The organism is Leptodesmis sp. (assembly GCF_052746595.1).
Genome location: NZ_JBRAGO010000044.1, coordinates 1 through 26435, shown reverse-complemented (window position 1 = coordinate 26435; position 26435 = coordinate 1). Strand labels below are relative to the sequence as shown.

28 protein-coding genes, 1 tRNA gene and 1 pseudogene are annotated in these 26435 nt (G+C 50.7%); 10 read left to right on the top strand and 20 right to left on the bottom strand.

What is annotated here, in order from left to right; translation table 11 throughout:
• Position 1 precedes the first annotated feature (1 nt).
• Complete coding sequence (locus tag ACUVQO_RS11480) at positions 2-1132, bottom strand: sulfate ABC transporter substrate-binding protein (RefSeq protein ID WP_445926010.1); 1131 nt, start codon at positions 1130-1132, stop codon at positions 2-4.
• A 209-nt stretch (positions 1133-1341) separates the two neighbouring features.
• Between ACUVQO_RS11480 and ACUVQO_RS11475 the strand changes: the two genes are divergently transcribed.
• Both ACUVQO_RS11475 and ACUVQO_RS11470 read left to right on the top strand, forming a co-directional pair.
• Positions 1342-1414 (top strand) — tRNA-Thr (locus ACUVQO_RS11475).
• A 273-nt stretch (positions 1415-1687) separates the two neighbouring features.
• Positions 1688-2332, top strand: a complete 645-nt coding sequence (locus tag ACUVQO_RS11470; protein ID WP_445926009.1) for a hypothetical protein — start codon at positions 1688-1690, stop codon at positions 2330-2332.
• 186 nt (positions 2333-2518) lie between these two features.
• On the opposite strand, the gene ACUVQO_RS11465 is transcribed toward ACUVQO_RS11470, so the two are convergent.
• The 3 genes from ACUVQO_RS11465 to ACUVQO_RS11455 all read right to left on the bottom strand — a co-directional run bounded on the left by ACUVQO_RS11465 (position 2519) and on the right by ACUVQO_RS11455 (position 5126).
• Positions 2519-3265 (bottom strand): phosphoadenylyl-sulfate reductase, encoded by a 747-nt coding sequence (locus ACUVQO_RS11465; protein ID WP_445926008.1) that lies wholly within the window; start codon positions 3263-3265, stop codon positions 2519-2521.
• A 117-nt stretch (positions 3266-3382) separates the two neighbouring features.
• The gene (locus ACUVQO_RS11460; RefSeq protein ID WP_445926007.1) at positions 3383-4297 is read right to left on the bottom strand and encodes a branched-chain amino acid transaminase; all 915 of its coding nucleotides are present in this window, start codon (positions 4295-4297) and stop codon (positions 3383-3385) included.
• A 142-nt stretch (positions 4298-4439) separates the two neighbouring features.
• A complete protein-coding gene (locus ACUVQO_RS11455; protein WP_445926006.1) occupies positions 4440-5126 on the bottom strand; it encodes a class I SAM-dependent methyltransferase in 687 nt (228 codons plus the stop codon).
• 191 nt (positions 5127-5317) lie between these two features.
• Here ACUVQO_RS11455 and ACUVQO_RS11450 point away from each other — a divergent pair, with 191 nt between their 5' ends.
• The 3 genes from ACUVQO_RS11450 to ACUVQO_RS11440 all read left to right on the top strand — a co-directional run bounded on the left by ACUVQO_RS11450 (position 5318) and on the right by ACUVQO_RS11440 (position 7559).
• On the top strand, positions 5318-5908 hold the full coding sequence (locus ACUVQO_RS11450; RefSeq protein WP_445926005.1) for a chromophore lyase CpcT/CpeT: 591 nt from the start codon (positions 5318-5320) through the stop codon (positions 5906-5908).
• 6 nt (positions 5909-5914) lie between these two features.
• Positions 5915-7189: a cytosine deaminase gene (codA, locus tag ACUVQO_RS11445; protein ID WP_445926004.1), complete on the top strand. Its 1275-nt coding sequence runs from the start codon at positions 5915-5917 to the stop codon at positions 7187-7189.
• A gap of 169 nt (positions 7190-7358) precedes the next feature.
• A complete protein-coding gene (locus tag ACUVQO_RS11440) occupies positions 7359-7559 on the top strand; it encodes a serine hydrolase (RefSeq protein ID WP_445926003.1) in 201 nt (66 codons plus the stop codon).
• A 219-nt stretch (positions 7560-7778) separates the two neighbouring features.
• On the opposite strand, the gene ACUVQO_RS11435 is transcribed toward ACUVQO_RS11440, so the two are convergent.
• The 4 genes from ACUVQO_RS11435 to hslO form a co-directional block, all read right to left on the bottom strand.
• Positions 7779-8252, bottom strand: a complete 474-nt coding sequence (locus ACUVQO_RS11435; protein WP_445926002.1) for an MEKHLA domain-containing protein — start codon at positions 8250-8252, stop codon at positions 7779-7781.
• Between the two features lie 425 nt (positions 8253-8677).
• The gene (locus ACUVQO_RS11430) at positions 8678-8893 is read right to left on the bottom strand and encodes a hypothetical protein (protein ID WP_445926001.1); all 216 of its coding nucleotides are present in this window, start codon (positions 8891-8893) and stop codon (positions 8678-8680) included.
• Complete coding sequence (locus ACUVQO_RS11425; protein ID WP_445926000.1) at positions 8835-10688, bottom strand: hypothetical protein; 1854 nt, start codon at positions 10686-10688, stop codon at positions 8835-8837. Before ACUVQO_RS11425 ends, ACUVQO_RS11430 begins: the two co-directional genes overlap by 59 nt.
• 79 nt (positions 10689-10767) lie before the next feature.
• Positions 10768-11664 (bottom strand): Hsp33 family molecular chaperone HslO, encoded by an 897-nt coding sequence (hslO, locus tag ACUVQO_RS11420; RefSeq protein WP_445925999.1) that lies wholly within the window; start codon positions 11662-11664, stop codon positions 10768-10770.
• Positions 11665-11850: 186 nt separating this feature from the next.
• Here hslO and glmS point away from each other — a divergent pair, with 186 nt between their 5' ends.
• Positions 11851-13911 (top strand): glutamine--fructose-6-phosphate transaminase (isomerizing), encoded by a 2061-nt coding sequence (gene glmS, locus ACUVQO_RS11415; RefSeq protein ID WP_445925998.1) that lies wholly within the window; start codon positions 11851-11853, stop codon positions 13909-13911.
• Between the two features lie 417 nt (positions 13912-14328).
• Here glmS and ACUVQO_RS11410 read toward each other — a convergent pair whose 3' ends face one another.
• Entirely contained in the window at positions 14329-14631 is a 303-nt protein-coding gene (locus ACUVQO_RS11410; RefSeq protein WP_445925997.1) for an RNA recognition motif domain-containing protein, read from the bottom strand.
• Between the two features lie 224 nt (positions 14632-14855).
• Here ACUVQO_RS11410 and ACUVQO_RS11405 point away from each other — a divergent pair, with 224 nt between their 5' ends.
• Complete coding sequence (locus tag ACUVQO_RS11405) at positions 14856-15437, top strand: 2OG-Fe(II) oxygenase (RefSeq protein ID WP_445925996.1); 582 nt, start codon at positions 14856-14858, stop codon at positions 15435-15437.
• Here ACUVQO_RS11405 and ACUVQO_RS11400 read toward each other — a convergent pair.
• Positions 15434-15535: an element excision factor XisI family protein gene (locus ACUVQO_RS11400; RefSeq protein WP_445925995.1), complete on the bottom strand. Its 102-nt coding sequence runs from the start codon at positions 15533-15535 to the stop codon at positions 15434-15436. The two genes, ACUVQO_RS11405 and ACUVQO_RS11400, sit on opposite strands and share 4 nt — an antisense overlap.
• An 87-nt stretch (positions 15536-15622) precedes the next feature.
• Positions 15623-15715, bottom strand: a complete 93-nt coding sequence (locus ACUVQO_RS11395; protein ID WP_445925994.1) for an element excision factor XisH family protein — start codon at positions 15713-15715, stop codon at positions 15623-15625.
• A gap of 83 nt (positions 15716-15798) precedes the next feature.
• On the opposite strand from ACUVQO_RS11395, the gene tftA reads away from it, so the two are divergent.
• Entirely contained in the window at positions 15799-17223 is a 1425-nt protein-coding gene (gene tftA, locus ACUVQO_RS11390) for a hormogonium tapered terminus morphoprotein TftA (protein ID WP_445925993.1), read from the top strand.
• A gap of 6 nt (positions 17224-17229) precedes the next feature.
• On the opposite strand, the gene ACUVQO_RS11385 is transcribed toward tftA, so the two are convergent.
• From ACUVQO_RS11385 to ACUVQO_RS11365, 5 genes are all read right to left on the bottom strand, one after another.
• Complete coding sequence (locus tag ACUVQO_RS11385; protein ID WP_445925992.1) at positions 17230-18042, bottom strand: carbon-nitrogen hydrolase family protein; 813 nt, start codon at positions 18040-18042, stop codon at positions 17230-17232.
• A gap of 175 nt (positions 18043-18217) precedes the next feature.
• On the bottom strand, positions 18218-18505 hold the full coding sequence (locus tag ACUVQO_RS11380; RefSeq protein ID WP_445925991.1) for a hypothetical protein: 288 nt from the start codon (positions 18503-18505) through the stop codon (positions 18218-18220).
• Positions 18506-18616: 111 nt separating this feature from the next.
• A complete protein-coding gene (locus tag ACUVQO_RS11375) occupies positions 18617-19813 on the bottom strand; it encodes a WD40 domain-containing protein (protein ID WP_445925990.1) in 1197 nt (398 codons plus the stop codon).
• Between the two features lie 5 nt (positions 19814-19818).
• Positions 19819-20448, bottom strand: a complete 630-nt coding sequence (locus ACUVQO_RS11370) for a protein kinase domain-containing protein (RefSeq protein ID WP_445925989.1) — start codon at positions 20446-20448, stop codon at positions 19819-19821.
• Positions 20358-20633, bottom strand: a complete 276-nt coding sequence (locus tag ACUVQO_RS11365) for a 4-Cys prefix domain-containing protein (RefSeq protein ID WP_445925988.1) — start codon at positions 20631-20633, stop codon at positions 20358-20360. Before ACUVQO_RS11365 ends, ACUVQO_RS11370 begins: the two co-directional genes overlap by 91 nt.
• A 265-nt stretch (positions 20634-20898) precedes the next feature.
• Here ACUVQO_RS11365 and ACUVQO_RS11360 point away from each other — a divergent pair, with 265 nt between their 5' ends.
• A complete protein-coding gene (locus ACUVQO_RS11360) occupies positions 20899-22008 on the top strand; it encodes an acyl-CoA dehydrogenase family protein (protein WP_445925987.1) in 1110 nt (369 codons plus the stop codon).
• Between the two features lie 116 nt (positions 22009-22124).
• Here the strand turns inward: ACUVQO_RS11360 and ACUVQO_RS11355 are convergent, their stop codons facing one another.
• Positions 22125-22250: a hypothetical protein gene (locus tag ACUVQO_RS11355; protein WP_428363511.1), complete on the bottom strand. Its 126-nt coding sequence runs from the start codon at positions 22248-22250 to the stop codon at positions 22125-22127.
• A gap of 100 nt (positions 22251-22350) precedes the next feature.
• Positions 22351-22614, bottom strand: coding sequence for a chromosome partitioning protein ParB (locus tag ACUVQO_RS11350; protein ID WP_445925986.1), 264 nt, complete (start codon positions 22612-22614; stop codon positions 22351-22353).
• Positions 22615-22753: 139 nt separating this feature from the next.
• Here ACUVQO_RS11350 and ACUVQO_RS11345 point away from each other — a divergent pair, with 139 nt between their 5' ends.
• Positions 22754-24424, top strand: a complete 1671-nt coding sequence (locus ACUVQO_RS11345; RefSeq protein WP_445925985.1) for a SpoIID/LytB domain-containing protein — start codon at positions 22754-22756, stop codon at positions 24422-24424.
• Here ACUVQO_RS11345 and ACUVQO_RS11340 read toward each other — a convergent pair.
• Positions 24324-25714: pseudogene (locus ACUVQO_RS11340) on the bottom strand (glycoside hydrolase 100 family protein). The gene ACUVQO_RS11345 and the pseudogene ACUVQO_RS11340 overlap by 101 nt on opposite strands.
• 163 nt (positions 25715-25877) lie before the next feature.
• Positions 25878-26363: a thiol-disulfide oxidoreductase DCC family protein gene (locus ACUVQO_RS11335; protein WP_445925984.1), complete on the bottom strand. Its 486-nt coding sequence runs from the start codon at positions 26361-26363 to the stop codon at positions 25878-25880.
• Positions 26364-26435: the final 72 nt, after the last annotated feature.

The following is a 26435-nucleotide window of genomic DNA, read 5'->3' as shown; positions in this document are numbered from 1 at the left end:
ATTATTTCTTGGCTGCCTGCATCTGGTCAAAGAAGGCTCCATCGGCAAAGAACTGCTTCTGAACTTCGCTCCACCCCCCATAGTCTTGCACCGTTCCCAGGGTTTTAACTGGAGGGAACTTACTGGTCAGTTCTTTGTTCTTAGCCACTGACTCATCTATGGGTCGGAATCCAGCTTTCACAAACTCTTCCTGAGCCTCTGGAGTGTACAAGAACTTGACAAATGCTTCCGCAACCTCGCGAGTTCCCCGCTTATCTACATACTTATCCACAACAGTGGCAGGGGTGTCGATCGAAAGATTGACATCGGGAATTGTGTAATTTACCTCTTCACCCTTCTTCTGGGCTAATAACACCTCGTTTTCATAGTTCACCAAAGCATCTCCCTGCCCCTGTTTAATGAAAACATCCGAAGCTTCTCTGGCATCCTTGGCAAGAACTGGAACGTTGTTAAAGGCTGTCGTGACAAACTCTTTCGCCCTGGTTTCATCTCCACCGTTTGTCTTCATGGCATAATTCCACAGCGCCAGGAAGTTCCAGCGGGCAATCCCGGAAGTTTTGGGATCGGCGGTAATCCACTTGACATCGTTGCGGGCCAAATCATCGAAGGACTTGATGTTTTTGGGATTGCCTTCATGAGTGATCAATGCTGCAACCGTCTTGGCTACAGTTCCGTTATTGAGATTTTTCTTTTCCCAATCCTTTTCCACCAATCCCGCCTTGACCAGTTTTTCGGTGTCCAATGCCAGCGCCAGGTGAACCACATCGGCTTCTAACCCATCGATGACAGCACGAGTCTGCGAACCGGAGCCACCATAACTGGTGCTGAATCGCACATTCTGACCTGTTTCCTGCTTCCATTTTTCAACGAATTTAGGAATGATGGCATCATGGGCTCCTTTAGTGACGGCAAATGAAACCAGGGTAATCTCTATGTCTTGCTTCTGATTGGCTCCTGGACTGGAAGTAGACGCAGTTTCCGACCCGCCCGAGCAAGCCGCGATCGCAAATGTCAGTCCGGCCCCGATTAAAAACAAGGATAGAAAGCGCCTCTTTAAACTGAACTTTCCCCCGACGATCGAGGCTTGAATAATTTTCAATGGATACTTGAAGACACGCTGCCAGCCAATCATTAATTAACTTACTCCTAAATGTCAGATTATCTACGATAAACCGATAGGAATATCGAATTTAATCCTGAGCGTAATAATACAATGAAATTCAGAATAATAACAATTAATTCCTCATTCTCTTATCGGGATATAGGATTTCGATAAAGTCTCAGGTTGAAAGATTAAAGCGGCTCGTAATTTGCTATCCTGAGTTATTGGTAGAAAGAAGTGCTGGTGTAGCTCAGCTGGTAGAGCAGCTGATTTGTAATCAGCCGGTCGCAGGTTCGAATCCTGTCACCAGCTTTTAGAAAAATCAAATGCTTCCCTTATGGGATAAGCTTTTCAGGATTGGCTTTCAATCAGTCCTTTTTTGTGTTGGTTCTTTTTGGAGCTTTTTTTGGGGAGTAGTGAATTCACAAGAGAATGAACCGCGCTGTTGCCCATTTTGTTGGTTCGCTCCCTACTGGCTACAGTCTCTGTCAAAAAAGCGATCGCGCTTTCAGTCGTGTCCGTTAAAATCTCAAAGGTGACAACTTTATAACACTGAGTCTATCTGGATTGGTGAGCCGAACTCTTATGTTAAAAACATCCTCTACCCGTTATACCGTTGGAATTGCTGCCTTATCCAGCTTGATTGTAGCAGCCCTGCCCCTTCCGTCCCAGGCGGCTAAGGATTCGCAGGATGACTTTCGGCGTTGTGTCGCTGGCTTACAGAGAGCCAACATTTCCGCTGAAGAAGCGGTTTCAGCTTGTAGTAGAGCCTTGAATCCGCAATACCTGGAAAGTTGTGTAGTAGACATCAGCCGGAACAGTGCTTATTCACCTGGAGACGCTCTGAATGCCTGTCGTCAGGTACGTCGGCCAGAGGATATGGCAGCCTGTGTTGTCAGTATCCGCAATTCGTTGAAAGCTGGGACAGCGGCTGATATTTTGGACGGTTGCCGTCGGAGTCTGCTGCCAGTTCGCTATGCCCGTTGTGTGGTGGGACTCAGCCAGGGCAGTTCTGGGCTGTCGCCTACTACGGCCCTCAATAGTTGCAATGACGAACTCTACTTCCCCCGTGAAGTGGATCCCACCTTCATCTCTTACCCTCTACAGACTCCTTATCCCAGTTTGCAACCGGAAACTCCGATCCAACCGCTCCCAACTCCTGTAACCCCAACTCCCCAACCGCAAACTCCAGCCCCAGCTACCCCGGCTCCAGTTCGAGGGTTGTATTAAACATCAGGAGGGTAGCGATCGCAAGAGCTTTGCAAGTTGGAGGGAAGTGTCAAAGTTGTCTGGGAAGGTAGGGAAGGGGGAAAGACCGGGAAGAGAGGCAAGAGATTATAACTTCTGCTAATCCTGGCACAGCTTTCTCACCTTCCCCATACCCCTCAACCCCTCCCCGCTCCTTAATTTCTACCCTTATTTCTCTTGATTAATGCTATGCAAGCCGCATTCCTTCTTGCCTGCATCTTCCCACCACCAACGGCCTTCGCGTTCATGTTGGTTCGGTAACACAGCACGAGTGCAGGGTTCACAACCGATGCTGATGAAGCCGCGCTCATGCAGGGGGTTGTAGGGAACTTCAAAGGCACGGATGTAAAGCCAGACATCAGCGGAAGTCCAGTGGGACAGCGGATTGAACTTAATTAAAGAGCGATCGCCACTGGAAAAGGCTCCGTCCACTTGCACTACAGGGATACCTGCACGAGTGGATGGATTTTGATCCTGCCGCTGACCTGTCACCCAGGCATCCAGAGTCGCTAACTTACGACGCAGGGGAGCAACCTTCCGAATGTCACAGCATTCCTTGTGCCCATCTTCATAGAAACTAAACAGCCCTTTTTCGCGTACCAGGGCTTCTACTTGAGCCGCATCAGGATACATCACGTCGATCGTGATGCCGTAGTGCTTTCTGACGCGATCGATGAACTGGTAAGTTTCAGGATGCAGCCGCCCCGTATCCAGGCTAAAGACCTTAAAGGGTTTGTTGAGGCGGTGAGCCATGTCGATTAACACCACATCTTCCGCGCCACTGAACGAAATCGCAATGTTATCAAACAGGCCCAGTGCCCGTTCCAGAATTTTCTGTGGACTTTGATCAGCAAGTTCTGCCTCCAGTGCTGGAATGTCCAGACCAGCAGCGGGTTGCCCAGTTAACTGCACCATTACGTTCTCCCTAAAGATGGATCTTTTTGTTGCATCGCAACATTCTATCAAGCGCAAGCAACCGAACAGACAAGCCCTGTTCCACCTTCAACTAGCCTTTATTAATTAGTAGCCTGTTTAATGAATCGGCACCTTGAAGATCCAGTCTTGATACTGCTCGTCCCGGTTTTCGGTAATCGCAATTAGTTTTTCTCGGAGGACGGTGGTAATGGGTCGGTGGGTTGGCAATTCGTAGTTCTCAATCCGTTTCACGGGGGCGATTTTAGCGGCTGTACCACAGAGGAAGACTTCATCGGCAATCAGCAGTTCGGAGCGATCGACAGGCCGTTCTTGAATTGTAATTCCTAAGTTACGGGCGATCGCCAGCACACTATCACGGGTAATCCCTTCTAAAATATCCTGCTCAAAACCGGGAGTAATCAGAGTATTATTCCGCACTATAAAAATATTCATTCCGGAGGCTTCACTGACCTTACCCTGAGTATTCATCAGAATTGATTCATCAAATCCTGACTCTACCGCTTCAGTCTTCGCCAGGGAAGAGGTGATGTAAGCGGCACTGATTTTGCCGCGTAAAGGCAGACTGCGATCTTCCTGCCGATACCAGGAGCTAATCCGACAGGACACGCCTCCGGGTGGCAGGTAATCGGCCATTTCCAGCCCATAAATCAGAAAATCTTTTTCAATATTGTGCAGGCGAGGAGACACCCCCAGGCCAGAGTTATAGACAAACGGACGGATATAAAACGAAGTACTGGGTTTATTTTTTTGGACAAAATCAATAATTGTTTCCTGAATTTTGCTGGCGGGCAAGTGGTATTGCAGCAGTTTGGCACTAGCACTCAATCGCTGACAATGGCGATCAAGTCGAAATAACAGGATCTGGTTGGGATTTTGCGGGTCGGGGAGACCGCGCATCCCGCCAAATGCTCCGGTTCCATAATGCAGGGCGTGAGTGGCGATCGAAACGTTGGCCGCTTCAAAGGGCAAAAAACGGTTTTGCAGGTAAGCGATGGGCAGAAATTTTTCCATGATGGGCAAAAGAATTCAACTCTAGGAATGGGGATTGGGAATCAGAGATTGGGGATTAAGCTGGTTGCTGTTGGCGAAAGCGTAATGCACCAAGCGTATTGAAAAAACGTCTTTGTCATGACAGCGAGGGGTTAAATACTCCTTAACCATTTGAACACACTTGCAGAAGCTGATTTCCTCCTCGTTGAAATTCATAATCCACGGGCTTGATCTGTACCTGATACCCCTGCTGGGTCAGTTGTTCACACAGTGGCTCGACAAAAGGAGACGGTTCACCCGAAATTTTGAGCAAGGGAAATACCCGCACTTCCTGGGCCACCCGCAGCATTTCCGCGATCGCGGCCTGATGAAACTCCCAGGATAGGTGATCGGAGTAGGTAAACAATAAATGAGAGCAGAGGGCCAGGTCAAACTGATGATCATCAAATGACAAATCAGGCAAGGCTGCCACTCGATAGCGTCCTGCCTGAAATCCTTGCGGAAAATCCGTCAGGAACTGTTGCATCGCTGCCATTCGCACTGCCACTAACTGTTCAGGGGAAGCAATCCTTCGCCAGACATAGTGATTCAGATTTTCCTGCACCCCTTGCAGGATCAGGGGAAGGGTTTCCGTAATCTGTTGAGCAATTTTTGCAGCAGAAAACTGATAAACCGGGTCGCAAGAAATGATGGCAGCCCCCTGCTGGCTTAATTCGGCATTAAAACTGGCAGGCCCACCCCCACAGTCTAGAATCCGACCCTTGAGATCAGTCTCTGTCAGGTCGAACATCTGAATATATTCAGCCAGCGATCGACCCCACGGAACAATCTGATCCAATCTCAATCCCATACAGCTACTCAATGACAAGTGATAACGAATAACCAATGAAACTCTTGCATATTAGACTCAATCCTCATCAGGAGGATAGGCAGAGCCTGACTTGCCCATTCAAATCAGCCAGAAGGTGAACCGTATCAGGAGAATAGCTGCGTCCTAGAATAGGGAAGATGAATTGCTAGCGATCTTTAACAAAACCTGCAATGAGCCACTCAACCGATCTCACAACGCTTGCCCGCTGGATGGCGGCAGACTTTAGTAATCAAGAACAAGCCTTTGAAAATCCTCCTCTCTACGCTCACATCCGGGTTTGTATGCGGCCCCTACCGACAGAATTTTTTTCCACAGTGGGCTTTTTTCTGGAACAGGCGTATGATTTTGAATTAAATCATCCCTACCGAATTCGGGTGATGAAACTCTGGGTGCAGGATGGGCGCATTGAGTTGGAAAATTACAAAATCCAGGGAGAAGAAGAGTTTTACAATGCTTCCCGCGATCCCAAACGATTGCAAACTCTGAAACTAGACCGATTGGAAGCCATGCCAGGGTGCAATATGCATGTGGAATGGACAGGCAATAGCTTTAGAGGCCAAGTAGAGCCAGGAAAAGGCTGCATTGTTATCCGAAAAGAAAAAACGACCTACTTGGATAATGAGTTCATCATTAATGAGGATGGGTTGATTAGTTACGATCGCGGACGAGATCCGGAGACGAATGAACTGCTGTGGGGATCCATTGCAGGGCCGTTCCAATTCGTTCGCTGGGCCAGCTTTGCGGATGAAGTCAAGGTTTAATTGTTTATGCATGATTTGCTGCTGCGTCAGTGCCGTTTACTGCAAACCGACCGAACGATCGCTGACGTGGATATTGCGATTCAGCAGGGAGTGATTACGGCGATCGCTCCCCGAATTGCAGGATCGGCCAAGATCACACTGGATATTCAGCAGCAACTCGTCAGTCCCCCCTTTGTGGAATCCCACATTCACCTGGACTCCGCCCTGACCGCTGGCCAACCCCGCTGGAATCAGAGCGGCACCCTGTTTGAAGGGATCGAGATCTGGCGCGAACGCAAGCAATCTCTCTCCCTGGAAGATGTCAAGCAACGCGCGATCGCTACTTTGAAGCAACAGGCCAGCCAGGGAGTTTTGTTTGTCCGCAGCCACGCCGATGTCAGTGAGCCTAGCTTGACGGCACTTCAGGCTTTGCTGGAAGTGCGAGAAGCCGTGAAAGACTGGATTACTTTACAGGTTGTCGCTTTTCCTCAGGATGGCATTTACGGCAGCCCCAATAACGAAATGCTGCTGGAAAAAGCCCTGGAAATGGGAGCCGATGTCGTCGGTGGGATTCCCCATTACGAACTGACCCGCGAAGATGGGGTGCAATCCATTCACCGGATCTTTGCTCTGGCGGAGAAGTACGATCGCCTGATCGACATTCATTGCGATGAAATCGATGATGAGCAATCCCGTTTTTTAGAGGTGGTAGCAGCCTGTGCGATTCGCAGTGACATGGGTTGCCGTATCACCGCCAGCCACACTACAGCCTTCGGTTCCTACAATAACGCTTACGCATTCAAACTGCTGGGATTTCTCCGCCGCACCGAAATCAATTTCATTGCCAATCCCCTGATCAACATTACTCTGCAAGGCCGCACCGATACCTATCCCAAGCGACGGGGGGTAACGCGGGTAAAAGAACTCTGGCAGCAGGGAATGAACGTCAGCTTTGGCCATGATTGCATTCAAGACCCCTGGTATCCTCTGGGAACAGGCAATATGCTGGATGTGGCCTCAATGGGGTTGCACGTCTGCCAGATGACCGGCACCGCTGAAATGAATGCCTGTTACGATATGGTGACCTGGAATGGTGCTAAAACCTTGCATTTGGACGATCGCTACGGTATTGGAGTCGGTAAACCCGCTAACCTGATTGTGCTGGATGCCCAGGATCGCTACGATGCTCTACGGAAACGGGCGATCGTCCGCTACGTCATTTCCCACGGCAAGTTGCTGGTACGAACTGAGTGCCCCCAAACCAACTGGTATGGCCCCGCTGCCTCTTTTGACGATTGTTGATAGGGTTTTCTGCTAAGCAGATGCACGAGGTGCGATATCAAGTCAAGTATGGAGTACGCCACTGATGGCAATCGTGGCTTAGTGCTGATCCTGCCAGCACCTGAAATTGTTGTAGCTACAGGCCAATCAATCTCTACAAGGCCAGTGGAAAAGTTTACTCTCTGGTGTCTTGCAAACCTGGCCGGATGACTCCTTGCTGACGGTTCAATCCCTGGCACCCCTGATGATCTCGCAAAGTGACAATACGGTCACCGACCATCTGATACATCTGGTAAGGCGAGAAGCGATCGAAGCCATCGCACCATGCCATCGCCCTTTCCTGAGCACTCGTGAGGCTAGGGAAGCTCTGAAGCGGGCGTATTCAATCTGACCACCAAGTTGAAAGCAAAAGATGACAAGCAATACTGCGTTTCTGCCATCTGGAACAATACAGTGGTACTGGATGAGTCTCGTTTTTTCACTCTCTACACAAGTCTGCTGGAACTGTTGAAGTGACAAAAGCTTGAATCTTTACAGCAATTACAGGCTGGAACCACCTCCAAACTCTGCCTGAGTCCTGGCTCACCGGACTGAAGCCATGGGGAGTGGATCAAAGAAAAGTCCAGCGATCGAACGTGGCTGCCTGTCCGCAGTGCTGACCCGTTTCATCCAGCACATCCCACAACACCACTTGGCTGATTTGAAACCGACGACCGTTGCTGGAAATGCGAACTCCTTCATAGTCATCAATAAACCCTTTTTCCCTGGCTCGTTGCAACAAGCGAGCACGCTCTTCCCGCTCGATCGGTTCTGCTGTATACCGGGAAGGCGTTTGGGTAAATTGGAGCCAGTCCATTTCCCACAGTTTGAGAGCCATTTGGTTGCCATAGTTCAAGACGGGATCTGCTTCTGTACCGTGAGAAACTACCACAAAGGGGGCGTTAAATAAAGCCTCAGCGATCGCGGCTGGCTCTCCCTCCACCGCCAACAATGGCTTACCAGTCCAGTGGTGAAAGCTGTGCAGTAGCCGCAGGCTGTGACGAATGATAGGAGCTTGTTGCCAGGGAAAATGGTCGGTGTTCATGCCTTAAGGAAATTCTAGAAGAGAATATCCTAGGACGCTTGAGGTTGCACCATGCTTCAGCCAGACCTGGAACGCCTACCCACCAGCGACGAATTACCCGATTCGGATGATACGCCTGTGGATAATGAAGAGCAAAATTTTGTTCCCAATGTGTTGCTGTTTCTGTTGGAATTACATTTGGAAGCAGCGGCAGGATTGGTTCTTTGCCGTAGATATAGGAATTTATCACACTCCAGGAGCCAATCCCAGAGTCCCCATGGTTCCAGATGCTTTCTCGCAATACCTGGTATCCGATTCGCCACATTGGTCTAAGGTCTAAGCGACGGTATTTTGTTCCTGCCAACCTTTGGGAGTGAAATTCAATTCCACACTGGTGATCTGGTGATCTGGCTCAGTAAGAAAACTTAAGGCGATTTGTGGTTCCCTCATCGACTGGCCTTTTTCCAGGCTTCGATCTGGGCCTGAGCTTCCTTGTAGGCTTCGGCGCGGGAGGGAATGGTTTGGGCGATCGCAATCGCTCCTGCCACATTCAATCCCGCCGCCTGTTCTTTGGCGATCGTCAGCAGTTGCCAACTCCATTCATTAATCGCCGCATTCACTTCCGTTTGCACCGCCCCGCTGCCAGAAATCCGACTTGCCATCCGCACTGCATTTGCGATCGCTGTCGGATTTCCAGGACTGGCTAACTGTCGGGCTTGCTGCAGGGTTTGTTGGGCTTCCGCCTCTGCCATATTGTGTCCTGGCTCTCGTTTCCTCCGCCTGAATCTGGCTCTGCCATTGAGCCACATCCTTTTGCGCCCGGTCATACAGCGCTCGTCCGGGGCGAATCTGTTGCGCCATGTTGATCGCCGCTCTCACGTTCCCCATCCTGGCATACGCCTGAGCCTGATCGAGATAAGGCTGGTCTTGTGCCGTTTCAATTTGATTGGTCCACTGCCGGATTCTCGATTGTGCTTGACCATAGAGCGCCCGACCCGGCCCAATCTGGCTGGCCTGAGCGATCGCCGCTTGCAATGCATTCAAGTCTCCCGTACTGGCATACTGATCCGCCTGATCCAGGAACGGTTGGTCTTGAATCGTCTCCGCCTGGGAACGCCACTGCTGAATTTGCTTCTGGGCTTCCTCCCAGCGGGGATTGGCAGAAGACACCTGGGACGCAGTGGCGATCGCCATCATTAGGGACTCAATAGTGTCACCCTGCGCCATAGTGCGTGCTCGTTCAATCTGCGCTAACCCTTCAATTTCATACTGCCAGCGAGCAATCATTTGCTGCGCTTTCTGGTACAGCGGTCGATCTGGGCGCAGTCGTTGGGCCTGGGCAATCGCCTCTTCCAGCCCAACCACCGTATCCTGCCAGGTTTGGGATTGAGCATTGGCGAGGACAATGAAATCCTTTACCTGCTGTTCTAACCGGGCGCTTTTAGGAATCTTATTGGCAATCTCCAGTGCTTCTTGCAAGTTCCGGCGATCGGCTGCCGCTTGCGCCAGATCCAGTAACTTGCGACCAAATCCCTTAATTTTTTGTTGCGCCAGATCATAGACATAGCTGCCCTTGGGAATTTCTTCAGCCAGTCTCAGAGCAGCCAGGATATTTTCTAACCCTCCTGCATCCGCCAGATTTTCGGCTTTATAAAGCTTGTTTCCTTCATCACGAGCGATATTAATGCGGCGATTCAGGTCGTCATACTGGGTGGTCTGCCAGAAGCGGTTATCTACATCCAGCAGACGGGTTGCTGTGTGAAAGGCTTCTCGCCAGTCGCGTTTCCGGAGGGCTGCCTCTACTTTCCGATAAATCTCTTCTGCTTTTGTCCAGATCGTTTCCCAGCGCTTCACCCGCTCTTCCACCAACCGGTAAGCGGTCACTTTGGCAGGAATCTTGCGGGCAGCGGCGATGGCATCCTGCAGTTTCCCCTTTTGAAACAGTTCTTCGGCCAGTTTCAGGACTTCCTGCGACCACAACTCAATCATGCGATCGGCTTCTGCCCGCATGGCATGATCCGGCGGCAATTCATCCACCAGGGCGATCGCTTCCAGTAAATCATCAGCGGTTTGTTTACTGGCGGCAATCCGGGCGCACTCAAACCGCATGGAAGCCGAAGCCAGCGGCCAGAAGACTGCTGGACAGTTGGGTAAGGCCGGCAGTTGAAAAATAAAAGCCGTCGCCAACCCCCCTGCTGCCAGCGTGGTAGACAGTCCCAGAAAGATCAAAAATTTCCAGTTGGTAAACAGTTGAAGCAGGAACTCTCGTATCCGTCTGATCAATTGGATAAACGAGAGGTAGAGCCGTTGCAAAAATCCCCGGGGTCGTCGGAGTTGCTTCACTGGACGATAGCTAGCTTCTGTAAAGGAGGATTCAGCCCGCAGCCTGCCGTCCCGTTGAGGGAGCGATTGCCGCAACAGTCGCTTCGAGCTGGGAAGTCGTTGTTCTCTAGTCATAGGCCACAGGAGCGCAGCACCCCTCCTTACATCACAGAAGCCATCCTACACCCCCCAAGCTGGAAAATGACAAAAAAGATCACCCTTCTGCCCGCATCTCGGCCAGCAAATCAATCAACTCGCTCTCACTGGCTTGATAGACCGTGCCGCAGAAGTCGCAGGTGGCTTCTGCTCCTTTATCCTTTTCAATCATGTCTTCTAACTCCGCCTGACTGAACAGCTTCAAGGCTCCCAGTACCCGTTGATGAGAACAGCCACAGTGGAAACGCACCATTTGCACCTCTGGTAGAATTTCCAGGCCCATATCGCCCAGCAACTCCTCAAAGATGTCCTGCAAAGATTTACCTGCCTGCAGCAGCGGCGTAAATCCTTGAAAAGAGACCAACCGCGATTCTAATAAACTAACCAACGCTTCATCTCTGGCTGCTTTAGGCAGAATTTGTACTAGCAAGCCTCCGGCAGCAGTCACGCCAGTAATATCAGTGAACACACCCACCATCAGAGCGGATGGCGTTTGCTCGGAGGTCGCCAGGTAATGGGTCAGGTCATCCCCAATCTCGCCGGATACCAGTTCTACAGTGCTGGAGTAGGGGTAGCCATAGCCCACATCTCGTACCACATAGACATAGCCATTCTGACCAACAGCTCCCCCTACATCTAGTTTGCCGTTGGGCTTGGGGGGAAGTTCGACATCAGGATAGTCAACATAGCCTCGTACCGTCCCATTCAACCCAGCATCCACGAGGATTCCACCCAACGGGCCATCTCCCCGAATTCGAATATTGACCCGCGATTGAGGTCGTTTCATGCTGGACGCAAATAACAGTCCAGCCGCCATCGTTCGTCCCAGAGCCGCCGTTGCCACGTAGGACAATTTGTGGCGCTGTCTAGCTTCCTCCGTGAGGCGAGTCGTAATCACACTGACAGCCCGAATACCTCCATCCGCTGCCGTTGCCCGAATTAGCTGATCTGCCATGAAGACCCTTACATTTCTTTACAGATTATGCTTCTATTCTAATTCCTGGTGCGATCGTCCACCGACTTTCTTACCCCAATCCCACTTGCCAAAATTCTCTAAATACCTTACAACAGGCAGGATATACGTGCCCATCGCCAATGAGTGCTGTGCCCTTGTCCAGTGGTATCAGTGAGGTCTTAAATTATGTGTGGAATTGTTGGCTATATCGGAACTCAGCCCGCCAGTAATATTTTGCTTGAAGGACTGCGGAAACTGGAGTATCGGGGGTATGACTCAGCAGGCATCGCCACTGTATTAAATAATCAGATCCACTGCGTTCGGGCCAAAGGCAAGCTACATCATTTGCAGGAGAAATTAGCTGGAGAGGAAAATCCTGCTCAAATTGGCATTGGTCACACCCGCTGGGCCACCCATGGCAAACCTGAAGAATACAACGCCCATCCTCATACGGATACCCACCGTCGCATCGCCGTCGTGCAAAACGGCATCATCGAAAATTACCGCGAACTGCGAGACGAGTTGAAAGTACTGGGCCATGAATTTCGCTCCGATACCGACACGGAAACAATTCCCCATTTGATTGCGGAGTGTTTGCAAGGAATCAGGGATCAGGGATCGGGAATCGGGGATTGGGATGGGATAATCCAAAATCCAAAATCCAAAATCCAAAACTCCTCTTCTCCCTTTCTGGAAGCCGTCCGGCAAGCTGTCAATAAGTTAAAGGGAGCTTTTGCGATCGCTGTCATCAACGCTGACTATCCCGATGAACTGATCGTTGCTCGTCAACAGGCTCCCCTGGTACTTGGCTTTGGTCAGGGTGAGTTTTACTGCGCCTCCGATACCCCCGCCCTGGTGCCCTACACTCGTGCCGTTCTGCCCCTGGAAAATGGTGAACTGGCCCGCCTGACGCCCCTGGGAGTCGAAGTCTACTCCTTTGAAGGACAGCGCCTGCGAAAAGCCCCCCGTACATTGAACTGGAATCCTGTCATGGTGGAAAAGCAGGGCTTCAAACACTTCATGCTCAAGGAAATTTATGAGCAACCGGGGGTGGTCAGGGAGTGTTTGGAGACGTATTTGAATCATGAGTGGGGAGTGGGGAGTGGAGATCAGGAATTAGGAATTAGGGAAAGTCAAGAAAATTCTGACTCACGATCCACAAGTCGATCGACAGACAACAAAGGACAATCTAAAATCCAAAATCCAAAATCCAAAATTCAAAATTCTCCCATTCGCCTCAATCTGCCTGCCGATTTCTATCAGGATTTGCAACAGATTCAAATTGTGGCCTGTGGCACCAGTTGGCATGCGGCATTAGTTGGTAAATATTTGCTCGAACAACTGGCAGGCATTCCCACTCAGGTACAGTATGCCTCTGAGTTCCGCTATGCACCTGCACCTGTGACTCCGCATACATTGACGATCGGGGTCACGCAATCGGGAGAAACGGCAGATACCTTAGCCGCCCTGGAAATGGAAATTCAGCGGCGATCGGGGTTAGCCAAAGAATACCAACCTCGCCTGTTGGGAATTACCAACCGTCCCGAAAGCACTCTGGGACAACTGATTCCCCAGATTATTGATACTCGTGCTGGGATTGAAATTGGCGTGGCAGCCACGAAAACATTTGTGGCTCAACTGGTTGCCTTTTACCTGTTGGCTCTGGATCTGGCCTATCAGCGTCAAGCTCTGTCACTGGATCAGTTCAATAAGATTCTCGATGGGTTGCGTCAGTTGCCTGCTGAAATTGAAATGATTCTGGAAAGTCAGGAACGCTATATCGAAGAACTAGCCCATGACTTTGCTGAGACTCAAGATTTTATCTTTTTGGGACGCGGCATTAACTTCCCGATCGCCCTTGAAGGTGCGCTCAAACTCAAGGAAATCAGCTATATCCATGCCGAAGGTTATCCGGCTGGAGAAATGAAACATGGGCCGATCGCGCTGTTGGATGCGAAAGTTCCCGTAGTGACGATCGCGATGCCAGGAACGGTGTTTGAAAAAGTCCTTTCCAATGCTCAGGAAGCGAGAGCCAGAGATGCCCGATTGATTGGCGTAACTCCAATGGATGAACAGGAAGCGGAAGATACATTTGATACGCTGATTCCAGTGCCCCATGTCGATGAAATTTTGTCTCCCCTGGTAACGGTGATTCCCATGCAGCTGCTGGCTTATCACATTGCTGCTCGTCGGGGATTGGATGTGGATCAACCGCGTAACCTGGCGAAAAGCGTTACAGTGGAGTAACTTTCTGCTCGCTGATAGTCTTGACCGTTTTTTTGACAGTGAGCTGTATCCAGGGTGTAACACACTGCTTCCAACTCTAAGAGCTTGCCAATAACTGCTCAATGGTTTTAATCTAACTGCCCTGGTGACCTTGCTAAGCCTCGATGCACATCGGATGGTGCTGTCGGAGAATACCGGGAATAGGGCGAAAGCCCCCCTGAATGAAGCTATGCAAGCACACACAGTACTTTACGGCATCTTTGCTAGCAAATTCAGCGCTGGTATTTACCTACTAAGAATGCTTCAGATCAGGTCAGAATAAGTCTAGTCAGCTTTGAAGGTTCCCTATAAAAAGAGTCTAGACGTTACATCTAAACCCTTTTCTCAGTCAATATCTGAGACTAAAGATGCCTGAGCCTATTAGTTAACAGACAACCTTTAGTAGCCGCGAGAAAAACTACGATTTCTCTGTCTACCACCGAAGGAGTTACCCCGTTCTTCACGTGGTTTTGCCTTATTGACTTTCATATCGCGACCCATCCATTCTGCACCATCAAGAGCCTCAATAGCGGTTGCTTCTTCAGCATCTGTATTCATTTCTACAAAACCGAAACCGCGCACCTGGCCCGTTTCGCGATCCAGAGGAAGCTGAACCCGCTTTACTGATCCAAACTCTGTAAAAACAGTTGTTAGATCAGCTTCTGTAACCTCATAAGACAGGTTACCTACATAAATTGACATAGATTGTCTCCAAAATTAGATGAATGCGGAGAGTGAAATTTCGGAGAGAAGTCTGTCAATGGAAAAACGCGAAAAACCGTTAATACTAGAAACAAATGCTGCAGCCGAATTTAATTCTCTGTTCCTATCCTAGCATGGAAATTTTCTAACAACCCGATATCAGTAATATATCAACAAGCGTTTTATGCTGTTCCATTGACGATCGCTATTTTCAATGACCGTCTATGAGCCATTCTTTAATAGACCTGGGTGCTGATATCCTCCTGGTGGAAAATTTGCTTGAGCCGTCCCTGTGTACCCATCTGCTAGAGGTGGCCGAGTGCTGTGAATTTCGATCGCCCCCGGTCGGTGCCAGTCTCCAGGGTGAACTGAGAAGTAATGAGGTACTGCCCTTTAACACCCCAAATTCCCTGCTGGCTTCCACGGCACCGCTGCTCCTGGATAAAGTCAACACCATCCGCAAATTGCTCTCGCGTCGCTATGAGGTGACTTTTTCCTATGGAGAACTTTACTCGATCGAGCGCTCCCGACCGGGACAGGGCTACAAACGGCATGCGGATGGTTTGATCCTCTCCAATCGATATGAAGAACTGGTCAAGGGGATTCCAGCCCGCGATGCCGCCATTCTGGGCTACCTGAATCAAGATTTTGAGGGTGGAGAGGTCTTGTTTAACCGCCACAACATCAAAGTCAAACCGGCTTTGGGAGGTGCGATCGTGTTTCCGGCCTGCTATACGCATCCCTATCAAATTTTGCCCGTCCTGCGAGGAGTCCAGTACATCTTTTTGGGCTGGTTATTGCGTTAAGCGATCGCATAGCCTGTGTAAGGACGAACGTTAGTAGGATGAAAGCCCAGTCCAATTTGATCTTTGGGGATGCCTGCAGCAACAAGCTCATAGGTCACGTCGTCTTCAGCTCATAGGTCACGTCGTCTTTGGTTTCATCGCGTTGCACCCAAATTTCTCCGGATAACAGCCCGATAGATGACATGTTATCCAATGGCATCTTGGAAAGCTTTCATTTCAGAAGCGCTGATAAAGCTTTTGATCTCAACTGCAATTTTCTCTTCGGCGCGTGTTGCCATCAAATTTTTGCACCAATTCCCCGTTCTTGGGTTACAACAGGCTCTAGGATTGGCCTGTTTCAGGGAGGGGGCCTGGTGCAACAATGGGACGGATTTTCATTTCAGTGAGTTATTCGGAAGAGAGGTGTCCGTGGGATATAGCTACGATCGTCGCAGCCACCAGTACAAAAATATTTGATGATCACCAGGAACGGCTCCGGATTCGCGATCGCGTGATGGTAGAGTTGGGATCGCGGGGATTTGAAGTCCTTTTAGTGCCGGGTGATCTGTCCTCCACTCAGGCGATCGAGTGGATTAATTGGCACTGTCGGCCAGGAGATATTGCGCTGGATATGCAAGCAGATGCTCAGGTACAAACTTCCCAGCAAGGCAATCTAGTCTATTACATTGCCAGGAATCGGGAACGGAAGCAGCAGGCCGAGTTGCTTTTACTGGCGCTGACTCGCCGGGTGCCTCAATTACCAATCCGGGGAGCGATCGCAGATACCTTTTCCAGTCTGGGTGCCGTCAGTTTTTGTCGTCACGTGGCTGTCCCTTCCCTGTACTTGCAGCTTGGATTTATCCATGCCTCTCATGAGCCGTCTCCTATGCAATTACGGGAGCAGGAGATCGCGTTGGGCATTGCCGATGGTCTGGCCGCCTGGTATCGCCTGGTGGCTGGTCCGCAGTCAGAACCACGATCGTCCTTTCAACAAGGAGAAGCAATGGCCCAGCCTCCGACCAGTCCTGGAAGCCGTACAGAACAAGACCGATGTTCCCCGATTCAAATTAATTTGAATGGCCGTCTTTATAGTGAGCAGGGTCTGGTGGTGCATGGCAATCCTTATATTCCAGTGGATCTGGTAGACCGATTGGGAGTGGCATGGAGCCAGCCTTTCAATACCCGCCGAATCGCCTATGGTAACGTGGTTTATATGAAAGCCATTGAGCTACGAGAAGCGAATCTGGCCGTATTTTGGGAGCCAGCCGCACAAACCATCACAATTCAAACGCTGCTGCCGATCGCCAAACAATCCCAGGCAATCGCGGGTCGGGGGGAAGCGACCGAAGTGCAGATGTTGATGTTTTTAAAGAGGCATAATCAAACTGGACTGACTCAGTTTCCCGACATTGCCAGACTGTACCGGGATGAAGCAACCCATGAAGGCATTAATCATGATGTGGCCTTTGCTCAAATGTGTGTGGAAACGGATTTTCTGCACTTTGGGAGTGGATTGCAGCCGGAGCAGAACAATTTTGGCGGTTTGGGAACTCCAGGAGGAGGGGGAGAAAGCGCCACCTTTCCCAGCGTGCGACTGGGAGTACGGGCACATATTCAGCATCTGAAAGCTTATGCCAACCGGGAACCCTTGCGGGAAGAAGTGATCGATCCCCGGTTTCATGAAATCACCCGTGGTATTGCGCCCCTGGTAGAAGGATTAACAGGTCGCTGGTCTGCCGATCGCTTTTATGCAATCCGTTTACTAGCTGTCCTGCGGCAGTTATATGAGACGGCTGGATGGCTATAAGTTGCTTCAAATAAATACTCGATGCTGCAGCGATGGCATCTGGCGACGTACCTGCTCCAGGCGAGAAGGTTCAATGGCAGCGATCGCTACACCCGGTTGATCTCCGGCGTCAGCCAGCACCATTCCCCAGGGGTCAATGATCAGGGCATGACCATGACTTTGGCGAGTGGCATAATGTCGTCCGGTCTGAGCAGGAGCAATCACATAACAGGTATTTTCGATCGCACGAGCCTGCAACAACACCTGCCAGTGGTCTTTCCCAGTGTAAGCGGTGAAGGCGGCTGGAATAAACAACACTTCTGCGCCCATTTGAGATAGATGGCGATACAGTTCTGGAAACCGTACATCGTAGCAAACGGATAGCCCTAAATTGCCCAGATCCTTGGAAGGGTAAATGGGCGGCATCCACATCCCCGCCAGCACCGTTTCCGATTCACGATAGGTATTGCCATCGGGCACATTGACATCAAAGAGATGCACCTTTTCGTAACGGGCCAGTTCATCTCCGTTAGCACCAACTAGTAACGCTGTATTGTAGACTTTGCCATTGCCTACCGGAACCGGAAAGCCTCCCCCCAGGAGGGTGATTTGAAAGCGTTGAGCCATCGTTTTGAGAAATTTCTCGCTTTCGGCTGCGATCGTTTCAGCCTGAGCCAGTTTGTCGGTTTCCGCGCCTAAAAATGGAAAGTTTTCGGGCAATCCCACTAATTCGGCCCCCTGGCGAACGGCCAGATCAATTAATTCCTCAGCCTGACTTAAATTCTCTTGCAGATTTGGCCCACTGGTCATTTGAACGGCGGCTGCCAGATAAGACTTCATACGCTTAAACCTTGGTTTCTATAGCAGCAAAAGCTGGATAGCAAGCAATGTCATTTGCAAGATAGAGTAGGCCACAGTTACTGATCTGTGACCCAGCCCATCGGTAGTCCTCACACCTGATGCTGGCAAGCGTCCAGCCTGACATCTACTTCGTCAGATTAACAGGAAAAGTTCCTTACCGATCCAATGCACCCTGCCAATCTGGACAGCCTTGCCCTCCCTGCCAGCCATAGGGATGGAAACCACAAATCAGGGTTGTGCGAGCTTCTTGAGTATAGCCGTAGGCCATCCCATGATAGTGAATACAACCCTGGCAGGCTTGGGGACGGGAGGAGGTGTGATCCGTAAAACCAAGTTGCGATCGCAGGATGTGGCGCTTACTCTGCATCCGTTGCCAGCGAGCGTGATCAGCTTTACGGAAAAAGTAATGAATTTTTCCAAAAGGATATTGGGCGGCGTTCATGGGGGGGTATTAGTGAGGGGCGTATCTCTTAAGCGTACCCAGATTTGTTCCCCACAGACCCCATCTAAAGAGTAGAAATATACAAAAGTCTAAGTAGACAAGTAGCAGCAACTAGAGAACCTGCCACACTTTGATTGTGGAATCTGAGCTCCCACTGGCAATCCAGTGCCCGGCGGAACTGATACTAACAGCGTTTACAGAATTCATGTGGTCTGAGAGGGTACTTTTAAGTTCACCTGTCTCCACATTCCAGAGGCGAACGCTGGTATCGCTGCTGCCACTCACCAGTAATTTGCCATCGCCACTGAGAGCCAGGGCGTTCACAGCATCGGTGTGCCCGGTTAGCGTGCGAACTAGCTCTCCTGTCGTCAAATTCCAGACTTTGATGGTCTTGTCTTTGCTGCCGCTGATCAAGGTTTTGCCGTTGGGATGGATGACGATCGCATTCACCGCACTGAAATGGCTTTTAATCAGCGTCCGCATCAATGTTTCAGTCTTTAAGCTCCAGAGTTTGATCTGGCTATCAGAACCCGCACTGGCGATGGTCTGACCATCAGGAGTGATGGCTACCGTGCGAATCATCCCTGCCAGATTAGGAAAAATCCGTAAGCACTCCTCCGTACCAATCTTCCAGAGACGCACAGTCCGATCCTCTCCCCCACTGACCACCATCTGTCCGTTGCCGTGGAACACCATAGCCTTCACATCCCGCGTGTGGCCCACCAGCGTTTGCACTAGGGCACCAGACTCTACATTCCAGATTTTCAGCGTATAGTCATCACTACCACTGGCCAGTAACTGGCTATCGGGACTGACGGCTAAGCAATTCACAGGTTTGCTATGGCCTACCAGGGTATGCAGTAGTTCTCCCGTTTCCAGATTCCAGAGCTTAATGGCGTCATCCAGCCCACCGCTGGCTAACCATCGGCCATCTCGACTCATGGCGATCGCCGTCACCCAGGGATTGTGCGCCGTTAAGGTATATCGACAGCGACGACCATGAGAACCAGAAATGGGTGGCCCAGATGGCGGATGGGATAACCGAGGGCCAGACACTCCAGAGGGATGAGCAGGAGTTGCAGTTCCCTGTGCTCGTCCCTGGGAACCATTGGCAGCAACGGGCGGCGAACTGGGGGAAGTGCCACCGGGAGAGCAAGAACTCTGGGGTTGAGCCGTTCCGGGTCTAAAAGCCGGAGCAGTCATACCGAAAGCAGGTTGAGTACTCATAGGGCGGGACAGGGCCAATCTTAAGTCCCGCATGACGGCATCAGCAGAAGGATATCGCTCGCTCACCAAGTCTTTCAGCATTCTGTTTAGAATATGGGCGTCGGCTCGCTGATCGTCCCACCCTTTTGTGCCAGTCGTTCTTGCCAGAGCCAGCGACCCTCTAGGGGGTCATACAATTCATCAGGTTTGGTTTGAGTCATCAAATAAACACAGGTCATCGCGAGGCTGTAGAGGTCGCTGGCTGGGTAGGCTTTCCCTCCACGTAACTGTTCGATCGGTGCATATCCCTCCGTCCCAATCTTGGTTCCAGACTGGGCCGAGGTTTCAGCCGACAGGAGCTTAGCCACTCCAAAATCAATTAAGACCAGTTTGTGGTCAGAAGCCCGACGAATGATGTTGGTGGGGGTAATGTCCCGGTGAATCACCTGATGGTCGTGGACAAACTTCAAGACGGGCAAAACCCCAGCTAACACCTCGCGAATTTTACGCTCACCAAATAATCCCTGCTGGATTAGCTCCTGGAGCAAGGTTTGCCCTTCAATAAACTGCTGCACCAGATACAGCCGCTGCTCATACTCAAAGTAGGCTAGGAGAGTGGGAATTTGGGGATGTTCTCCCAGGTCATTCAGCCACTCTGCTCTTGCTGGAACAGCTTGACGGCTTTTTCCAGAGATTTGGTGCCTTTTACCTGGGGTGAAAATTGCTTGATGACGCACCGCGTTCCCAGTCGGTCAGCATCTGTAGCCAGATAAGTTCTGCCAAAGCCCCCCTGCCCGATCGGACGGACAACCCGATATCTCCCTCGCAACAACGATACCAATTGACTACCACAGGCAAGACAAAATTCGGCGTTATCAGGATTTTGAGGATGCTGGCATTCAGGATTAAGACAAAGGGTCATACACACGCGCCTGGGCGACTGAAGTATCTTAATTTTCGCTCGATCGCTGAGTTCCAAACGACGGCCAAAATCATGACCTTCGGTGACAAAGCAAGCGTAAAGACTGTAATCTGGATCACTTTCAAATCTAGATTATGGCCTACAAATTCATCCAGAGAGAGCTTGAGCCTGGACAAAGTTGTCCTAAAAGACATTAATTTTGAGCCTTGAATCCTAGTTTAGTTAAATTGGCTGTGCCAGAAAAACTTTATAGTTTTTAACTTTTATGCCCCTTTCCCTCTCCCAGGTTGAACAGTTTTTGCGAGAACAGGTCGCTCCTTACGCGAATGTCATGGATCAAGATGCGATCGCTTTAAAGTCTGCCTTTCAGGGATTAGGGAAGCATTCCTGGCTCGGCTTAAGGCTGCCGCGCATCTGGCAGGGAGCGGAGGTCAGTGAGCCGGAATATCGGCAGTTTCAGGAATTGGTGGCTCGTTACTCTGGTGCCCTAGCCTTCCTGCAAGTGCAACACCAGAGTGCCGGAGCCTTCCTCTTACGCAGCGAGAATGAACCGTTAAAGCAAACCTATCTGCCCCAGATGGCAACAGGCAAAATCGGAGTGGGAGTGGGATTTTCTCATTTACGACGGACGGGTAAACCTGCGTTGCAAGCGTTTCCAGTGGCTGATGGCTACCAGTTGCAGGGCACTGTTCCCTGGATAACCGGATTTGGGATTTTCCAGGCAATAATTGTGGCCGCCGTTTTACCGGACGATCGCGCCGTCTATGGTCTTATCCCGTTCACCCCGACGGTGCAGGCGCAGGGAGGCGGCATTCGGTTCAGCGATCCTATGCCTCTGGCGGCAATGACCTCCACTCAAACGGTGCAGGCCAAGTTGCAAAACTGGTGGTTAGCAACGGATCAGGTCGTCTTGATCCAACCGGCTCAGGCCATTCACACCAGCGATATGGCAAACGTCTTGCAACACAGTTTTTTTGCTTTGGGCTGTGCGCGGGCAGGATTGGACGTGATGGTAGAGCAAATGCAACGCCGATCGCAATACACCGTTTTAGAAGACTCGCTGCCCATGCCGGAACAGGTTTACCAGACCTTGAAACAAGAGTGGCAGGAGTGTCGTTCAGCCATTTATGCCGCCGATCACCAACCCTTCCAGGAACGGTTGAATTTACGGGGCTGGGCGATCGAATTAGCGGGGAGATGTGCCCATGCCGCCGTCACGGTATCAGCAGGAGCAGCCAATTCCCTGCATCATCCCGCCCAACGGATTTACCGGGAAGCCTTGGTATTTACCATTGCCGGACAAACTTCAGCCGTTATGCAAGCCACGTTGTCACGGTTCATTGCCCACCAGTGCCAAAACGGCCCCTCCTCCTGATCCCATCCTGGAATCACAAGAACGCTTAACGGCGGCCATCGATCGCTTGACCAGTACAATGAAGCGCCACTCATAGCCTCACTCCTGGATGATTCGTGGGATTGAATCTGTGTTCATCAGGGTTGATCGTCAGGAAACAGATAGTGAATTGAAACAAACCCGGAGAAGAACAGCAGGCTAACAATCGCAACAGCGATCGGAGCGGGGATGGCGGCCAAGAGGATAGCGGGAAATAATGGCATTGCTCAAAGAAATTATCAATTTCTGTTCTCAACTGATTGATGCTACCAGCCCCGTTTGACACTCCTGTGAATCTTCTGTCTCAGAGTATTGACATCCTGATTAAGCCAGATGCATCTGCAAAACGGCGCAGGGAGCCTTACGCACTCGGCAACGGATCGTTTCATGGCCCAGACGGGTGCAGGCTTCATAGCGATGACAACCGGAAAAACCATAATATTCGCCATCCACTTCCAGGACATCGATCGGCTCCTGTAAGCCAATTTCTTGAATCGACTTCATCAAGGCAGCGACTTTAGCCCGATCATTCTGTCGGGGAAGGGGACGGCGGATTTTGTGCAGCGGAATATTTTCAATTCGTACCATCAAGATACTCCATACTTCTTTCTAAATCATAGTCATTACGACTACGAATTTCAAGTTTTGAGAAAGGGTGTGCCATCCTGAGCAGGGACAAGTATCTTAGTATCTAACCTCAGAACCTCTTCTCCTGTTTAAGTCTGCGATGCTCACAATACGCCCTTTTTCTTTCCTCGTCCTGCCAGGAACGATCGCTGCCACTATCTTGGGGATCAGCCTTGTTCCACAACCGGGATACGCTGCCCCAGGTCAGGATATCGATTTACAGGTCGGCATTGTGCAACGGTTTGGTCGGCAACCCTCGGATGTGTTGATACTGCAGGCCCAACCTGGTGATCGCTTGACTATTCGCCTGCAAGTCGGGGGGAAACCGCAAACGTTGAGCAGTGGGATAGCCAAGCTAGCGATCGTCCAAGAGGCTGTAACCCCTCCTCAGATTGAAGAACGGGTAGTCTTGGGAACCCATCGCAGCTATGAAAGTGCCGAAGATGAAGCCAATCGCTGGCGGGCCGAAGGCATTCCTGTTGAAATTGCCCAACCGAAGCGCTGGCAGGTATGGGCGAAGCGGGATGTCTATCACACGCCTTTGCTACGCCGCTTATTGCTGCAAAGTTTGCAGAGACAGGGAATTCAAACGGCCTTTGTGGATACCCAAGTCCTACAAAAGCGTCCCCAGGTGGTACTGGAGGTCAATGGTCGGCGGGTAGCTCAAGATCAGATGCAGATCGCTTCAGGTAAGGGGATCATTAAGGTGGTCAGCCAGCGGACGGATGATCCGCCTAAGCCGAACACCCCCCCAGAGCGCATGGAGCGGCTTTACTCTGGTAATTTGCGGCTACAACGGAATGCCTATGGGACGTACACCCTGGTGAATCAGGTGCCGCTGGAAACTTATCTACGGGGTGTGGTGCCCCATGAAATTGGCTCTACGACTACGCCATCGGTGCTGGAAACACAGGCAATTCTAGCCCGGACGTATGCCTTGCGAAATCTGCGCCGCTTTGCCATTGATGATTACCAGCTTTGTGCCGATACCCAATGTCAGGTGTATTACGGATTAACGGGAATTACACCGGCAACCGATCGGGCGATCGCGGCCACTCGTGGAAAAGTCCTCACTTACCAGAACGAACTGGTGGATGCCGTTTATTCTGCGGCCACAGGAGGCGTGACGGCGGCCTTTAATGATGTCTGGCATGGCCCCAGTCGTCCCTATTTGCGCCCGATCATTGATTCGGTGGCCGCTAAGTGGGATCTGTCCCAGCAAAGTTTGGCCAATGAACAAAACTTCCGCCAGTTTGTCCAACAGAAGCAGGGCTTTAATGAGGATGACCAGAAATGGTTCCGTTGGCGTTATGACAGCAATTTGAGCGAGTTGAATCAGGAGTTGCGAGAGTATCTCAAATCCTTAAAAAGTCCTCTGGCTAATTTCAAAACCATTCAGCGTCTGGAAATTTTGCAGCGATCGCCTGCCGGACGAGTGCAAACCTTACGAGTCACCACCGACCAGGGAGCCGTTGATCTGGAAAAAGATAATATCCTGATCGCCTTCTATGCTCCGGCCAGTCTGCTGTTTTACATTGATCCCCTGTATGATGCCCAGAAAAAGCTGACCGGATATGCCTTTATCGGCGGCGGCCTGGGGCATGGAGTGGGCCTCAGTCAGAGTGGTTCCTATCGCCTAGGTAAACTGGGCTGGAACAGCGATCGCATCCTCAGCTTTTACTACCCTGGTACTCAGGTGCAATCGGTGAATAACTCCCTGGTGTTCTGGCGGGATCCTGCCAATCTTCAGCCTCCTGAGCCTCAAATGTAATCATTTTCAAATGGTCAGGGTTGGCAATGAACTCTTTCGCCAGCAAATATCCCGCGATCGTCCAGGTTTGATACTTGCGGGCTTCCTTGCCAATTAACCGGGCATCGGGGCCATCGTAGTATTCCGGCCACTAATCCTGGAGCAGGCGGCGCTCGGCAATGGCGATCGCATGGTATCCCAATTCAGCCCGGTTCATCTTACGCGCCGCCGTTAACATCCACAGCAATACAGGCCAACTGCCCCCATTGTGGTAAGACCAGGGCCGATTCTTCGGATCTGCCCCGGTAACAATCTGCCAGTCCCGATCTTCCAGGGCTGGATAGCATAACTTCATCGGCATATTTCCGACCAGATCTGCCCACTGCAATTCAATCAAATTCAAAATCCAGTGAGATTGATGCTCACTCGTCAGTCCACCAATAATGGCCATCAAATTGCCGATTGCAAAAAAGCGGCAATCCAACTGCGATGGCCCTAAATTTCCGGCCAGATAGCCTCCTGCCTCTGGCACCCATTTCGCTAACCGATAAAATGGAATGGAATCGGAGTAAATATTGAATTGATTCAGCGCTTCCTCGCCATACTCTTCGACTTGAAAACGATAAATCACATTCAAGCGATCGGTATCAATCCAGTAATTGTCTCGTAAGTGTTGTTGCAACGACCCTAAGCGATTTCTGGCCGCTTGTAAAATAGTCTGATTTTCTGGAATGGGAAGCAGCAATTCCAGACTGGTTCGCAGCGCTGCATAAAATAGCGACTGAATATCCAGAGGATGACCATACAGTCCCATGCGGCGATCGATCATGCTGGCTCCATCCGGCACCAACACCATCGGGTACATATCAAACCGCGTTACCAGACACAGTTCCAGCACCAGCCGAATACCTTCCTGGAAATCGCTACGCTGCACTAAAGCCGTATCTTGCGTGGAAATGACATAAGCTCGTAGCAACAGCACCCACCAGAGACTGCATCCGCCGGAGCCACCCGCCCGATCGCGTGATCACCAAAGTCTGGCTTGAGATACTCGCCGCCAATAATCGTGGCAATTTTGAAACTGGCAGGCAACAGTCCTCGACTGGGTTTTAAACACTCCAATTGCCCCGTCTTGGGCTGTAGTTTCAGGGTTTCTTCTAAAAAATGGCGCACAATATCCGGTCGGCCTTCAATCAAAAATAACAGCGCCGAGGGAAAGAAATCGCGAACGAAGCACTGATCGTAATTCAATGCCGCGATGTCAGGATCACGGGCCGCGATCGTGCCGATCGGTCGCCCGTTGTAATACATGATGGTTTTTTCCAGTTCATCCCAGGCTTGCTCGACCAGAGTACGTGTGGTGCGATCGCCCAACCTACTTAACCTCGCTTAAGATTTTAGATTTACGATTTTAGATTTTGGATTGTCCGGTACCTCGTGCCTTGCACCTCGTGCCAGTTTTGGATTTCGGATTTTAATCCTCTAACTGACACCGCCCTTCAGTTTGGCACAATCGTTGTTGGCGTTCGGTGACGATCGTGGCCAGATCCGGTCGTCCGGTCAGAGCCAGTCTCCAGTCTGCCCAGATTTCATAAATCCAGTCCACCAGAGGGCCAATGATGGGCCATTGAGTGGCGGCGTAGATCCAACCCATCCCCAAAACTTCATACACCCGGCGAAACACTTCCACATTTTGAATCACGGTGCCATCCGGCAGAACCGCATGAATCCGCCCCATTGCCGTTTCAAAGTCTACCCCACCATTGGCCGCAGCATTGTATTGATCATCAGCAATATCGACAAAGGCCACCAATCCCCGTCCGGCATCCCGTTTTTTCAGGAAATTGACTTCTCGTACACACAGCGGACAGGCTCCATCATACAGCAGTTTGATCTGCCAGGAAGTTGGAGAGGATTGGCCATCAGCCGCACGGAAAGATTGGGTATCAGGCAAAATCATGGAACTGTAATTCGGTGAAGCTGGACAAGTAACGCGGGTTACACGATCATCTTAAGAAATATAACAAGCCTT

Excerpts from the sequence above, each read along its gene's own strand:
- ACUVQO_RS11480 (WP_445926010.1), bottom strand. The coding sequence starts at position 1,132 with ATGATTGGCTGGCAGCGTGTCTTCAAGTATCCATTGAAAATTATTCAA.
- ACUVQO_RS11470 (WP_445926009.1), top strand. The coding sequence starts at position 1,688 with ATGTTAAAAACATCCTCTACCCGTTATACCGTTGGAATTGCTGCCTTA.
- ACUVQO_RS11465 (WP_445926008.1), bottom strand. The coding sequence starts at position 3,265 with ATGGTGCAGTTAACTGGGCAACCCGCTGCTGGTCTGGACATTCCAGCA.
- ACUVQO_RS11460 (WP_445926007.1), bottom strand. The coding sequence starts at position 4,297 with ATGGAAAAATTTCTGCCCATCGCTTACCTGCAAAACCGTTTTTTGCCC.
- ACUVQO_RS11455 (WP_445926006.1), bottom strand. The coding sequence starts at position 5,126 with ATGGGATTGAGATTGGATCAGATTGTTCCGTGGGGTCGATCGCTGGCT.
- ACUVQO_RS11450 (WP_445926005.1), top strand. The coding sequence starts at position 5,318 with ATGAGCCACTCAACCGATCTCACAACGCTTGCCCGCTGGATGGCGGCA.
- codA (WP_445926004.1), top strand. The coding sequence starts at position 5,915 with ATGCATGATTTGCTGCTGCGTCAGTGCCGTTTACTGCAAACCGACCGA.
- ACUVQO_RS11435 (WP_445926002.1), bottom strand. The coding sequence starts at position 8,252 with ATGAACACCGACCATTTTCCCTGGCAACAAGCTCCTATCATTCGTCAC.
- ACUVQO_RS11430 (WP_445926001.1), bottom strand. The coding sequence starts at position 8,893 with ATGGCAAGTCGGATTTCTGGCAGCGGGGCGGTGCAAACGGAAGTGAAT.
- ACUVQO_RS11425 (WP_445926000.1), bottom strand. The coding sequence starts at position 10,688 with ATGACTAGAGAACAACGACTTCCCAGCTCGAAGCGACTGTTGCGGCAA.
- hslO (WP_445925999.1), bottom strand. The coding sequence starts at position 11,664 with ATGGCAGATCAGCTAATTCGGGCAACGGCAGCGGATGGAGGTATTCGG.
- glmS (WP_445925998.1), top strand. The coding sequence starts at position 11,851 with ATGTGTGGAATTGTTGGCTATATCGGAACTCAGCCCGCCAGTAATATT.
- ACUVQO_RS11410 (WP_445925997.1), bottom strand. The coding sequence starts at position 14,631 with ATGTCAATTTATGTAGGTAACCTGTCTTATGAGGTTACAGAAGCTGAT.
- ACUVQO_RS11405 (WP_445925996.1), top strand. The coding sequence starts at position 14,856 with ATGAGCCATTCTTTAATAGACCTGGGTGCTGATATCCTCCTGGTGGAA.
- ACUVQO_RS11395 (WP_445925994.1), bottom strand. The coding sequence starts at position 15,715 with ATGGCAACACGCGCCGAAGAGAAAATTGCAGTTGAGATCAAAAGCTTT.
- tftA (WP_445925993.1), top strand. The coding sequence starts at position 15,799 with ATGGGACGGATTTTCATTTCAGTGAGTTATTCGGAAGAGAGGTGTCCG.
- ACUVQO_RS11385 (WP_445925992.1), bottom strand. The coding sequence starts at position 18,042 with ATGAAGTCTTATCTGGCAGCCGCCGTTCAAATGACCAGTGGGCCAAAT.
- ACUVQO_RS11380 (WP_445925991.1), bottom strand. The coding sequence starts at position 18,505 with ATGAACGCCGCCCAATATCCTTTTGGAAAAATTCATTACTTTTTCCGT.
- ACUVQO_RS11375 (WP_445925990.1), bottom strand. The coding sequence starts at position 19,813 with ATGCTGAAAGACTTGGTGAGCGAGCGATATCCTTCTGCTGATGCCGTC.
- ACUVQO_RS11365 (WP_445925988.1), bottom strand. The coding sequence starts at position 20,633 with ATGACCCTTTGTCTTAATCCTGAATGCCAGCATCCTCAAAATCCTGAT.
- ACUVQO_RS11360 (WP_445925987.1), top strand. The coding sequence starts at position 20,899 with ATGCCCCTTTCCCTCTCCCAGGTTGAACAGTTTTTGCGAGAACAGGTC.
- ACUVQO_RS11355 (WP_428363511.1), bottom strand. The coding sequence starts at position 22,250 with ATGCCATTATTTCCCGCTATCCTCTTGGCCGCCATCCCCGCTCCGATC.
- ACUVQO_RS11350 (WP_445925986.1), bottom strand. The coding sequence starts at position 22,614 with ATGGTACGAATTGAAAATATTCCGCTGCACAAAATCCGCCGTCCCCTT.
- ACUVQO_RS11345 (WP_445925985.1), top strand. The coding sequence starts at position 22,754 with ATGCTCACAATACGCCCTTTTTCTTTCCTCGTCCTGCCAGGAACGATC.
- ACUVQO_RS11335 (WP_445925984.1), bottom strand. The coding sequence starts at position 26,363 with ATGATTTTGCCTGATACCCAATCTTTCCGTGCGGCTGATGGCCAATCC.